Origin of the sequence: Legionella micdadei (assembly GCF_000953635.1) — a bacterium.
GTDB lineage: Bacteria > Pseudomonadota > Gammaproteobacteria > Legionellales > Legionellaceae > Tatlockia > Tatlockia micdadei.
On the sequence record NZ_LN614830.1, the window covers coordinates 1,646,155 to 1,659,069 of the forward strand.

Consider the following 12,915-nt stretch of genomic DNA (forward strand, 5'->3'; position numbering starts at 1 on the left):
TTGGATAAGATCAAAATGTTGGGCTAAAGGATCCAACTTACCCAGAGTTTAGCCCGATTTATTGTATCGATTAAGAGATAACATTGAATGAGTAAGAGACGCCAACGCATTCCTTCAACGGTTCAAACTGCCCTAATAGAAAAATTTAGCCATGATGGCCGGGGTATTGCGCGAATGGGTGGCAAAACCACTTTTATCCAAGGGGCGCTCCCTGGTGAGCAAGTGTCCTTTCAATACACACGTACTAAAGCTGATTTTGATGAAGGAAAAATAGTAGCGATTCTTTCACCATCCCCTTCACGAGTAGAACCGCGCTGCCCCCATTATACTATGTGCGGAGGTTGTTCGCTTCAGCATCTTGATGAGCAAGCTCAAATTAACGAAAAACAGACGTTACTTCTTGATTTACTGCTGCGTGTGGGGCATTGCCAGCCTGAAATGCTGCTGGAACCTTTGGCAAGTCAGCGATGGCATTATAGAAACAAAGCACGCTTGAGCGCGCGTTATGTTGAAAAAAAACAAACCGTTTTGGTTGGTTTCAGGGAGAAAAATAATCCGCGTTATATCACTGAAATTAATCAATGCCCGGTGCTAAATGCACGTATTGACGAACAGATCATTCAATTACGCCTCTTGATTAATTCACTTGATAATCCAAGCACGATAGCTCAGGTTGAAGTTGCCGCAGGGGATGAGGACATTGCTTTAATTTTCCGTAACTTAGAGCCTTTAAGTGATAAGGATAAAGAAAAATTACGTCATTTTGGCCGCGAGACACAATTTCGTCTCTTCCTTCAGCCAGGAGGCGTAGATACCGTCAGTTTATTTTATCCTGACGATGGAAATGATTTTTTATCTTATACTTTACCGGATGAAAGGATTCATTTTCGTTTTCATCCTACTGATTTCACCCAGGTAAACGCGGGCTTAAATCGATTAATGGTTTCTCGGGCGCTTGAATTAATGGCGTTAACGGAAGAAGATGTAGTATTAGATCTTTTTTGTGGATTAGGAAATTTTTCCCTTCCCCTCGCTAAACATTGCAAAAGAGTAGTCGGTGTTGAAGGCAGCGAAACCATGGTTTCAAGAGCCAGAATGAATGCCCAAATGAATGGAATAACCAACACTGAATTTTTTTGTGCAAATTTAGATCAATCTGATGCTTTATCAATGCTATTTAAGCAGCAATTTACTAAACTTTTAGTGGATCCTCCACGTTCTGGTGCGCTGGAAATCATTAAACAAATCGATAAACTTAACCCTCAACGGCTTGTTTATGTTTCTTGTAATCCAGCAACTTTGGCAAGAGACAGTAATATTTTAGTCAATCAAAAAGGATATCGGCTACGAGCCGCTGGGGTAATGGATATGTTTCCACACACTGCCCATGTGGAGTCCATCGCCTTATTTGAGAAAGGATAACAGCAATGGTTAAAGTAAAAGAAGATACTCCCTGGTTAACCGAAGGTGGTATAGACGTTGAGCAATGGTTACACCAAGTAGGAGAAAAAGGGTATTTTCATGATTTAGAATTAATTCGTAATGCCTGTACTTTAAGTCAATTAGCAGGCCAAGATCATGCGACTGAAACAGGCATTTCCTGTTTACAGCAGGGATTGGCTATGGCTGATATTCTGGCCGACTTGGAAGCCGATCAAGAAACCATTACTGCGGCAATTATATTTGAAAACGTCCATTATGCTGAGTTGTCTTTAGATGTTGTAGAGGAGCAACTAGGATCACAAATAGCCAAATTAGTAAAAGGCATTGAAAAAATGAGTGCTATCCATAACTTGCAAGCACTTAACAAATATCCTCAAAACAAACATCAAATCGACAACGTGCGCAAAATGCTCCTCGCAATGGTCGATGATGCGAGAGTGGTTCTTATTAAATTGGCGGAGAGGCTGTGTGTCTTGCGGACTTCATCCCAATTACCTGAGGGAATGCGTAAACAAATTGCCACAGAGGCAATGGAAATTTATGCTCCTTTAGCAAACCGTTTGGGGATAGGGGCAATTAAGTGGGAAATGGAAGATCTTGCTTTTCGTTACTTACATCCTGAAGATTACAAATCAATAGCAAAGGGACTGAAAGCGAAGCGATTAGAGAGGGATCGCTATGTTAACCTAATCGTTGAAGAGTTAACTAAGCAAATTCGAGCCACTGGGGCTCAGCACTTTAAGGTTTACGGCCGCTCTAAGCACATCCATAGTATTTACCGAAAAATGAAGCGCAAAAATGTCTCTTTAGACGAAATCTATGATGCGACTGCAGTCCGTGTCTTAGTGGAAACACCAGAACAATGTTACGACGTGCTTAGCATGGTTCATTCATTATGGAAACAAATTCCGGCAGAGTTTGATGACTATATCAGTAATCCTAAACCTAATGGCTATCAATCACTCCACACTGCGGTTGAAGGTCCCGAAGGCCGGGTGTTTGAAGTACAAATTCGCACTTTTCAGATGCATGACCTAGCTGAAATGGGAGTTGCAGCCCACTGGAAATATAAAGAAGGTGGAAAGCTCGAAAAAGAAAGCCACGAACGCAAAATTGAATGGCTGCGGGACGTATTAGCCTGGCATAAAGAAATGGCCACTTCCCGAGGGGTATCTGAAGCGATTGAAGCGGAATTTCTTGAAGACAGAGTCTATGTTTTCACCCCTGATGGCGACGTGCTTGATTTACCTCAGGGTGTTACCCCGTTGGATTTTGCATACCATGTGCATAGTCAAATCGGGCATCGATGTCGCGGAGCTAAGGTTAATGGCACGATCGTTCCGCTCACTTATGCCCTGAAAACAGGGGATAGTGTTGAGATTTTAACGAGCAAAGATGAACGGCCTTCAAGGGATTGGATTAATCCCCATCTGAATTACCTAAAAACCTCCCGTGCTAAAGCCAAAGTCTTGCATTGGTTTAAAATGCAAGATTATGACAAAAATCGGGCAGAAGGCCATGAAATTCTTGAAAAAGAATTGAAAGCTTTGGGAATTAAAGCTGATCGTTTGAACGAAGTTGTTACGTCACTCAACTTTAAACGATTGGATGATTTGCTTGCAGCCTTAGGCCGCGGTGACATTAAATTGGGTCAGATCCTTAGCCGTTTGTCCCCCACAGAGGCAAGTGCTCCAGCAATTCAAACCATAGTGAAACCCCTAGCAAAGCCCGAGGTGAGTGGTGGCGATTTACGCATAGAAGGGGTGGGTAATCTTTTGACTCACATGGCTCGTTGCTGCCAACCTGTTCCAGGTGATGCGGTTATTGGCTATATCACGATGGGACGCGGAGTATCTGTACATCGACAAGATTGCCCCAATATTATTCATGCCAGTGAAAAGCAACGACAACGATTTTTACAAGTGAGTTGGGGAAGCGCAACCCGGGATCATTACGTTGTTGATATACTGATTAAGGCCTTTGATCGGGCAGGACTTTTAAAAGACATAACCTCCTTGCTTTCCAATGAAAAAGCACATGTTTATGCCTTACAAACGCAGATTAATAAGCAAGAGAATTCTGCATTTATTACCTTAACTGTCGAAATTGACGGCTTAAATAGCCTGTCGCGCTTGTTGAATAAGCTTGAGCAAATTCCTAATGTGCTGGAAGCAAGACGGCAAGTATAGGCAATGGTATTCCCTTGAGTAGTTCCCGGTTTAGTTTCTTCTATGTCGCGTTATGTCATGGTTTGAGCATGTTATAACCACTACTGCATATTAAATTTTTTTACTCCACTATGTTCCAGTTTACCTCAAGTACTCATCCATTCCATTGGCAGTTAGATTGTAATTTAAGCAAAAAGATTTTTATTTATTATTGACGATAATAATATTTCCTTAATGTTTAAATACTATACTCCGCATAGGTAATTAAATTTTAGAGGTTTTAGACATGGCTTGGAGACGTGGTGCTCATTTTTTTAGAAATCCATTAGTAGCGGGTTCAACAGGTGCTGGTACAGCATTTATGATACAGCAGGTATATCAGCATAAAGAATTTAAGGAAAAAATGGAGCCTCTTTCTTCAACATCAGAACTTCCAGAAAGATCTGTAGTTGAAGCAGATCAAAAAGAATGGCTTGTATTTGGGAGACAAAGTCCAGGTTATGTGCGAGACTCCGAAAAAAATCCTAAACATCATATTTGGGAGAGATTGAGTGAAAGTCCGCTATTTGTCAAAACATTGGGAACCCATGTCGATAACGAAAGCCATTACGAATTACTACCTGGGAGCGATTTCGTAACAGAACCGTTTACGCAAGATCCGAAGGCGCCGAGAGTTCTCATTAAACCTGAAAAAATGATTGGTAAAGAGCTTCGTGATATCGATGATGATGAAGAGTTTGAAGTTAGCTTTGCAAGGAAACAGGCCTTCGCAAAAGAGAGTGGAGGACAATCCCCCTTTTACCACTCTTCATTCGCATTAAGGAAAGTTACTGACGAAAGGCCAGCTAGCTCCAGTGCTGTGACAATATCAGGTAAAGAAGCAAAAGAGCTCATCCAAGACATCAATAAATCTATTTGTGAAGCTCAGCATTGCAACATGTATGGTTCAAATTGTTATTCGGCATCTCTTTATGGAACTGGTACGTTGGCTAAAATTATTGATCGCAGAACAGTAAGTGATGAAAGCAAAAAAAAGGCGGACATACAATCAATTGTGGATGTAGTAGCAAAGGTTTCTCTTGATAATTTTGGTCGCGGGGTAAGTAATAACCCGGTAGTCAGTGTCCAGTTAACTTCTGAATTACCCAAGCTGTTGGAAAAGCATGGGCTAACTCATAAAGAAAGCTATGGGGCAACACACCTTTAAAGTGCAATCTAAGCCATTTTGCTTGGGTTCTAGTTGGAGTGACTTGCGATTTAAACATGTGCTTTTTCTAATGAAAAGCACATGTTTATCCGCTACAAGCGCGCATAAAAACAAGCGAATTCTGCATTTATTGCCTTTGATTATGATAATAATAATTACTTAATGATCAAATACTATACTTAGTCTAACTAATTCAATTTAAGAGAGTTAACATGGCTAGGAGACTAGGGGCTCGCTTTTTTACACCACTCGCAACAGCTGCAACTGGGGCAGGTGCGGCATATTTAACCCAGCAACTCTATGAATTTAAACAATTCCAAGAAAAATTGGGGTTACTATCTTCATCAACAGAACCTCCTGAAAGGTCTATTGTTGAGGCGGAGCAGAAAGAATGGCTTTTATTCGGTAGACAAAGTCCGGGTTACGTACGTGATCCATCAAAAAATCCCAAGAATCATATTTGGGATCAAATTACACAAAGTTCGAAAAGCCTTCGATCCTTGGCAACTCATATGGACAATGAAAGTCATTACGAGTTGCTTGCCGGTAGCGACTTTGTCACTGAACCATTTACTCAAGACCCAAAGGCGCCCAAAGTTCTCATTAAACCTGAAAAGATGATTGGAAAAGAGCTTCGTGAAATCGGGGATGATGAGCAATTCGAGGTAAACTTTGCAAGAAAACAAGCATTTGCTAAAGAGACTGCTAAGCATTCTCCCTTTTATCACTCTTCATTTGCATTGAGGAAAGTGAGTGAAGAGAGGCCAGCCAGCCCGAGTGCTGTGGTGATATCAGGTAAAGAGGCAAAAGAGCTCATTCAAGATATCAATGAGACTATTTGTGAACCTCAATATTGTACTATGTATACTTCAAATTGTTATTCGGCTTCAATGTATGGTACGGGAGCTTTGGCGAAAATAATTGATCGGAAATCAGACATAGATGAGAGTAAAAAGAAAGCAGACATTCAATCAATAGCAGACGTTGCAAAAAAGGTTTCTCAAGATAATTTTGGTCGTGGAGTTAGTAATAATCCTGTTGTAAATGTTCAATTAACCTCTGAACTACCAAAGCTGATGGAAAAACATGGACTAATTCATACCCAAGGCTACGCACCTAAACTATAAAAATTCAAAATCAAATCATAAACTAGGTTCAATCTTGGTATTTAGCAAGACACAATGGAGACAGACTGACATGAACGTTACGGAAAAAATTATTAAATCCCATCTCCTTGAAGGCAAAATGGAGCCAGGTCAGGAAATTGCTTTAAAAATAGATCAAACACTGTGTCAAGACGCAACCGGAACTTTGGTTATGCTTGAACTAGAGGCAATGGGATTAGAGCGCACTAAAGCGGAAGTTTCAGTGCAATATGTCGATCATAATTTAATCCAGGAAGATAACAGAAATCCTGATGACCATTTATTTCTGGCAAGTGCTGCGAAACGTTTTGGTCTTTACTATAGTCGCCCAGGCAATGGGATTAGCCATGCCGTACACATGCAAAATTTTGGTAAGCCGGGTAAAACCCTCGCTGGGTCAGACAGCCACACCTGTGCTGCTGGATCGCTTGGGATGCTTGCTATTGGTTCGGGCGGTTTAGAAGTGGCCATCGCTATTACGGGTCGCCCGCTTTATATCAAAATGCCTAAAGTTCTCGGTGTTAAATTAACTGGAAAATTACCTGATTGGGTGAGTGCTAAAGATGTAATTTTGGAAATGTTGCGCCGTTACGATGTGAAAGGGGGAGTGGGCTATGTTATCGAGTATTACGGTGAGGGATTAAAGCATTTATCTGCAATGGATCGTCACGTGATTGCTAATATGGGCACAGAGCTAGGGGCAACGACTACTGTTTTCCCATCTGATGAAGTCACTCGGGAGTTTCTACTCAGCCAAGGTCGGGAAAAGGATTGGATGGAATTAATAGCTGATGAAGATGCCGCCTACGATAAGTATGATGAAATTAATTTATCAAGTCTTGTACCGCTCATCGCCAAACCATCTAGCCCAGGTAACGTTGTACCAGTAGCTGATATTGCCGGGGAGGAAATTTATCAGGCTTATATTGGTTCATCTGCTAATCCAGGTTACCGGGATTTTGCCATCGCTGCGGAAATGGTAAAAGGTCGTACAGTAAAAAATGAAATCTCGTTTGATATTAATCCCAGCTCAAGGACAATTCTTGCCGAGCTCGTGCGCGATGGGCACTTAGGTAGTTTAATTAACGCTGGTGCACGGATACATCAAGCGGGATGTAACGGATGTATTGGTATGGGGCAAGCGCCTGCAACCGATAAAAATAGTCTGCGCACAGTGCCGCGTAATTTCCCTGATCGGTCAGGGACAAAAGATGACAAAGTCTTTTTATGCAGTCCTGAAACTGCTACGGCATCGGCATTAACTGGAGTAATCACCGATCCAAGAGCTTTAGAAATGCCTTATCCAAAAGTGAAAATACCAGAAAAGCGGATTATTAATAAAGCGTGTTTTGAAGAGCCTTTACCTCTCAGTGAAGCAAAAAAGGTTAAATTACTTAAAGGGCCGAATATTGTTTCTCTGCCTGAATTTGAGCCCTTATCAAAAGATCTTAAAATACCTGTTTTACTTAAAGTGGGGGATAATATTTCAACTGATGAAATTTCCCCAGCAGGCGCTAAAGTGCTGCCGTATCGCTCAAATATTCCCAAAATCAGTAAATTTACCTTTAGTCATATTGACCCTGATTATGTTGCACGAACCGAAAAGCAAAAAGAGGGGCATGTGATTATCGGAGGGGATAATTATGGCCAAGGATCAAGTCGTGAGCATGCGGCGTTAGCACCTCGTTACTTAGGGTTACGTGCTGTGATCGCAAAAAGTTTTGCACGGATCCATTGGCAGAATCTGGTTAATTTTGGCATTTTGCCTTTAGTGTTTAAAAACCCTGATGATTATGATGAGATTGAATTAAACAACACCGTGGAACTCAAAGATATCGCGAAACTATTAGAGAAGAATGAGTTTAAAATAAAAATTAATGGCAAAGACGTTGAAGTACAACATTCTCTTTCTGAGCGACAAAAAGACGTGTTGATGAAAGGCGGGTTGATTAATTGGATGAAAGAGGATCTCAAAAAAAGGAAATCGGCTTAGATTTAAGTTAAATAAACAGCTGCAAAACTCTGGGATTGTTTCGTCGTTATGTTCCTTATAAATCCATATTCAAACCCGTGATTGGGAGCGAAGCGACGAAGTAACCCCAGAGTTTTATATCTCCCCAAAATTTGACTGTTTATTACCATTGGGTTACAAAGAAATGCTCAACACTCCTTCTTTTTCTTCAACAACAATACTGAATTCCCTACACAGTTTCTTAATACGTTCTGCAATAAAGGTGAATTGATGGTGATTTGCTGGCAGAACTCGGCAATATTCAATAAAAATAGGATGAAGGATAATCTCTTGCACCTTTCCTCCCGTAAGCCGCAGTTCAAAAACCAATTGATGATCATTTTTAAACTCAGGATCAACATAATAATCATCCACGAAATCACCTGCTGCATAGATAATCGGACAGTGCCGGTAAATTTCTATGCCATGAAACACATGAGCACTATGGCCAAACAGTAATTTATAACCCATATCTATTGCGGCATGGGCAAGGCGTATAAAACGGTTTGATGGTCTGTGAACTCGATTGGGTCCCCAATGTAATGATAATATGGGCCAGTTAATCCCTTCATTTTTCATTTCATTTATGCTTAACTGGAATTGTTTAATACTTTGCTCCTCATCATGGAGATCAAGATAAGCGATACCCGGAGATTGCGAATCCGCTGCAAAATCTTGTTGATGATCACAAAAAGCAACCATGCCGAATATTTGATCGTTTATTTGAATAGAAACAGGTCTATAAGCTTCATTTTTGTCTTTTCCTGCTCCTGCAAAGCGGATATCCTGTTGTTTTAACAATCTCAATGTGTCGTGGAGTCCTTGAACATCAAAATCAAGGATGCGGTTATTTGCCAGACTAACTAATTTTATATTGTTATCAGTCAGAATTCGTGCTGCCTCGGGTGGGGCACCAAAGTAAAACGCTTTTGGAACACCTGGCCAATGAGAAAGATGATTGGTGATTGCACATTCCAAATTAATAAGAACAAAGTCCCCACGGTGTAATAGAGGAGTGATTTGTCCTAATGGATAATTTGCTCCATGCAGTAATATGGCTTCCTTGACTAAACGTCCTAGCATCACATCACCACCGAGCAGAACTGTAATGGTTTGCTTTGTCATAGACATTTCTACTCAGAATTTAAGCTATCCTATCTAAGTATAAGTTATGGAAAAAATTGTTGAGATGAAAGGACGAAAATGGGAATTTTGGGTGGATCGTGGGGGAACCTTTACTGATATTGTCGGACGAGATCCACAAGGCAAAATTTATAGCCGTAAATTATTATCTGATAACACCCAGCATTATCAAGATGCCGTTTTACAAGGCATAAAGGATATGCTGGGGTTATCTTCAAACACAACAATTCCGGTTGATAAGGTAGCCATTGTAAAAATGGGTACAACTGTGGCAACCAATGCTTTGTTAGAGCGAAAAGGTGAGAACGCCGTCCTAGCAATTACTCAGGGTTTTGGGGATAGTTTACGGATTGGCTATCAAAATAGACCTCATCTTTTTGCTCTTAATATTCAATTACCTTCTGTGCTCTACAAAGACGTTATCGAAATTAAAGAGCGTATTGATGCACACGGTCATATTGTACAGCCCTTAGATGAAAAAGCAGCAGCTAAAGGCATGCAGAATGCTTTCAGAAAGGGTTATCGTACCATTGCCATAGTACTGATGCATGCATATCGTTATAACCAGCACGAAAAAAAGCTAAAGGATCTTGCTAAAAAAATTGGTTTTAACCAAATTTCTGTCAGTCACGAAGTTATGCCTGTGATGAAATTGGTGAGTCGTGGTGATACAACAGTTGCTGATGCTTATCTCTCTCCAATCCTGAAACGCCATATCCATCGCCTACAAGATGAATTAGGAGAAATTCCTTTATTTTTTATGCAATCCAACGGCGGATTGGCTCATTCATGTGTGTTTAAAGGAAAGGATAGTGTTTTTTCAGGTCCTGCGGGTGGTGTAGTTGGTATGGTGAAAACCGCGCAGATAGCCGGCTTTAATAAAGTCATTGGTTTCGATATGGGAGGGACATCAACAGATGTTTCACATTTTGCGGGGAAATATGAGCGGAGTTACGGTTGTGAGTTTGGTGGAATTCATATGCATACCCCGATGATGCTAATTCATACGATTGCTGCAGGGGGTGGTTCAATTCTGCACTTTGATGGACAACGTTTTACCGTGGGTCCAGATTCAGCTGGTGCAAATCCTGGCCCTGCCTGTTATCGTCGGGGTGGTCCGCTTACGATTACTGATTGCAATGTGATGTTGGGAAAGATTCAGGTTGATTTTTTCCCGAAGGTATTTGGATCAACGGCAAATCAAGGCATCGATGTAAAAGCAGTGGAAAATGCGTTTGCAAAATTAGCAAAACAGATCAATAAAGCTACTGGAAATAATCCAACAGCAGAGCAAATAGCAGAAGATTATCTTCTAATCGCCGTTGAAAATATGGCTAATGCCATTAAAAAAATTTCAGTTCAGCGTGGTTATGATGTCCGGGAATATGTTCTTAATTGTTTTGGCGGCGCTGCTGGGCAACATGCTTGCCTGGTGGCGGATAATTTAGGTATTGCAACAATATTAATCCATCCTTTGGCTGGTGTGTTATCTGCATACGGTATGGGTCTAGCTGAGGTTTCTGTACTGCGGGAACTTGCAGTTGAAAAACCTTTACGACGAGGAGTCATTTCATTTTTAAAACAAAATTTTGAAAAGTTAGAACAAAATGCCTTTAAGGAAATAAAAAAACAAGAACTTGGCGATCAAAAGCTAACAACCAAGCGACAAGTTCATATGCGTTACCTTGATTCTGACACGGTGTTAATTGTTGAATTTAACACAATTATTTCAATGAGAAGGCAATTTACTGATCAACACCGCCAAAAATTTGGTTTTGCTTCAACAAAAAAACCGCTGGTGGTTGAGTCAATTTCAATTGAAACTATTGTCGTCGCTGAAGAAATGGTCGAACCCGATGAAGAAAAGAAGCAACGTTCAGGAAACGAGATCCCTTATCAATGTAAGGTAAAGCTGTTCACTCACGGCGCGTTCTATGAGGTACCTGTATATTTGCGGAAGGAACTACAATACGGTGATTGTATTAAGGGGTGTGCCATCATCAGTGAAGACAACGCCACTACAGTGATTGAACCTGGTTGGCAGGTGGTAGTAAACAAGAGAAAGCATCTTCTTTTAACGCGCTATCAGACCTTAAAGGAAAGAAAGATTAGTACTGCCAGTGTGAATCCTGCCTTGTTGGAGGTTTTTAATAATCGTTTTATGAATATTGCCGAACAAATGGGAGAGGTTTTACGAAACACGGCAAGTTCAGTAAATATAAAAGAACGCCTGGACTTTTCTTGCGCAATTTTTGATGCCCAGGGAGAACTAGTCGCAAATGCACCACATATTCCTGTCCATCTGGGTTCGATGAGTGAAACAGTTAAAGCAATTTTAAAAAATAAAATGCACCTCAATGATGTGTATATGATTAATGATCCTTATAACGGTGGAACCCATCTTCCTGACATTACAGTGATCACCCCCGTATTCGATAAACAAGGAAAACAATTACTTTTTATTGTCGGCTCGCGTGGCCACCACGCAGATATTGGCGGCATCACACCTGGGTCAGTACCGGCGGAAAGTAAAACAGTCGATGAAGAAGGGGTTTTGATCAATAATTTTAAAATAATGAACCGGGGCAGATTTTTAGAGAATGCGATTCTCAAATTATTAAACAATGCTACTTATCCTGCACGTAACCCTCAACAAAATATAGAAGACTTAAAGGCGCAAATTGCGGCAAATGCTCGTGGAATGGCCGCTCTATGGGAGTTAATTGATCAATTCGGCCTTAATGTTATTCAATCTTATATGCGCTATGTTCGTGATAATGCAACATTTGCTGTTGAAAAGCTGCTAACGTGCTTAGATGATGGTCATTATTCCTATTCACTGGATGACGGCAGTAAAATTAAAGTGAGTATAGGGATCAATAAGAGGAAAAAGCGGGTAAAAATAGATTTTACCGGCAGTTCTGCACAACACTCCGGCAATTTCAATGCCCCAACAGCAATCACCAAAGCGGCAATTTTGTATGTTTTTCGTTGCTTAATTGATGAAAACATTCCCTTAAATGGTGGTTGTTTTGTACCTATCGAGCTTATTATCCCCTCAAACAGTCTGTTAAACCCTAACTACCCTGCTGCGGTGGTTGCTGGTAATGTTGAAACCTCACAACACATCGTCGATACATTATTAGGGGCTTTAGGCGCAGTTGCTGCTTCTCAAGGCACTTGCAATAATTTTACTTTTGGTAATCGTGGTTACCAATATTATGAAACCATCTGTGGTGGTGCAGGTGCTGGGCTAGGATTTGATGGCGCTACCGCTGTCCATACACACATGACGAATACTTATTTGACCGATCCAGAAATATTAGAATGGCGTTTTCCGGTAATACTTGAGCAATTTGCTATCCGACGGGGAAGCGGCGGCGAAGGAAAATACCGCGGTGGTGATGGTGTGATAAGGCGAATTCGCTTCTTTGAGCCAATGACAGCAAATATTATCTCTAGTCACCGCAAAATTCCACCTTATGGCATCCAAGGTGGTTCCCCTGGCAAGGTTGGTCACAATTGGGTTGAACGTGCAGGGGGTGTGCGAATCGAGTTAGGGGGCTGTGCCCGCGTGGAGATTAACCCCGGGGATGTGTTTGTAATTGAAACACCTGGTGGTGGGGGATATGGAAGAAAATAGGTCTAATTTTTGAATGTAAATTCTGAGAAGCACAAAAAATAATGAGGGTTATTGCCATGATTACAATACCTATGTATGGCGTCTGAAGTATCCAGGATCTCAGTATGAGAGATCCTACAAGTGGCGGCAGAGGGGTATTGTAAGAAAGAGAAGGT

7 protein-coding genes are annotated in these 12,915 nt (G+C 41.1%); 6 read left to right on the forward strand and 1 reads right to left on the reverse strand.

From position 1 onward, the window contains the following. Window positions 1–87 precede the first annotated feature (87 nt). The 5 genes from rlmD (at window position 88) to LMI_RS07295 (ending at window position 7,956) form a co-directional block, all read left to right on the forward strand. Window positions 88–1,422, forward strand: a complete 1,335-nt coding sequence (gene rlmD / locus LMI_RS07275) for a 23S rRNA (uracil(1939)-C(5))-methyltransferase RlmD (protein WP_045099201.1) — start codon at window positions 88–90, stop codon at window positions 1,420–1,422. A 5-nt stretch (window positions 1,423–1,427) separates the two neighbouring features. Continuing rightward, window positions 1,428–3,632, forward strand: coding sequence for a GTP diphosphokinase (gene relA / locus LMI_RS07280; RefSeq protein WP_045099202.1), 2,205 nt, complete (start codon window positions 1,428–1,430; stop codon window positions 3,630–3,632). 265 nt (window positions 3,633–3,897) lie between these two features. After that, window positions 3,898–4,818, forward strand: coding sequence for a hypothetical protein (locus LMI_RS07285; RefSeq protein WP_045099203.1), 921 nt, complete (start codon window positions 3,898–3,900; stop codon window positions 4,816–4,818). Window positions 4,819–5,030: 212 nt separating this feature from the next. After that, complete coding sequence (locus tag LMI_RS07290) at window positions 5,031–5,945, forward strand: hypothetical protein (RefSeq protein ID WP_045099204.1); 915 nt, start codon at window positions 5,031–5,033, stop codon at window positions 5,943–5,945. 70 nt (window positions 5,946–6,015) lie between these two features. After that, complete coding sequence (locus LMI_RS07295) at window positions 6,016–7,956, forward strand: aconitate hydratase (RefSeq protein ID WP_045099205.1); 1,941 nt, start codon at window positions 6,016–6,018, stop codon at window positions 7,954–7,956. 153 nt (window positions 7,957–8,109) lie between these two features. Here LMI_RS07295 and LMI_RS07300 read toward each other — a convergent pair whose 3' ends face one another. Continuing rightward, on the reverse strand, window positions 8,110–9,099 hold the full coding sequence (locus tag LMI_RS07300) for a CapA family protein (RefSeq protein WP_045099206.1): 990 nt from the start codon (window positions 9,097–9,099) through the stop codon (window positions 8,110–8,112). A gap of 46 nt (window positions 9,100–9,145) precedes the next feature. Between LMI_RS07300 and LMI_RS07305 the strand changes: the two genes are divergently transcribed. Beyond that, window positions 9,146–12,760 (forward strand): hydantoinase B/oxoprolinase family protein, encoded by a 3,615-nt coding sequence (locus LMI_RS07305; RefSeq protein WP_045099207.1) that lies wholly within the window; start codon window positions 9,146–9,148, stop codon window positions 12,758–12,760. The last annotated feature ends 155 nt before the right edge of the window (window positions 12,761–12,915 follow it).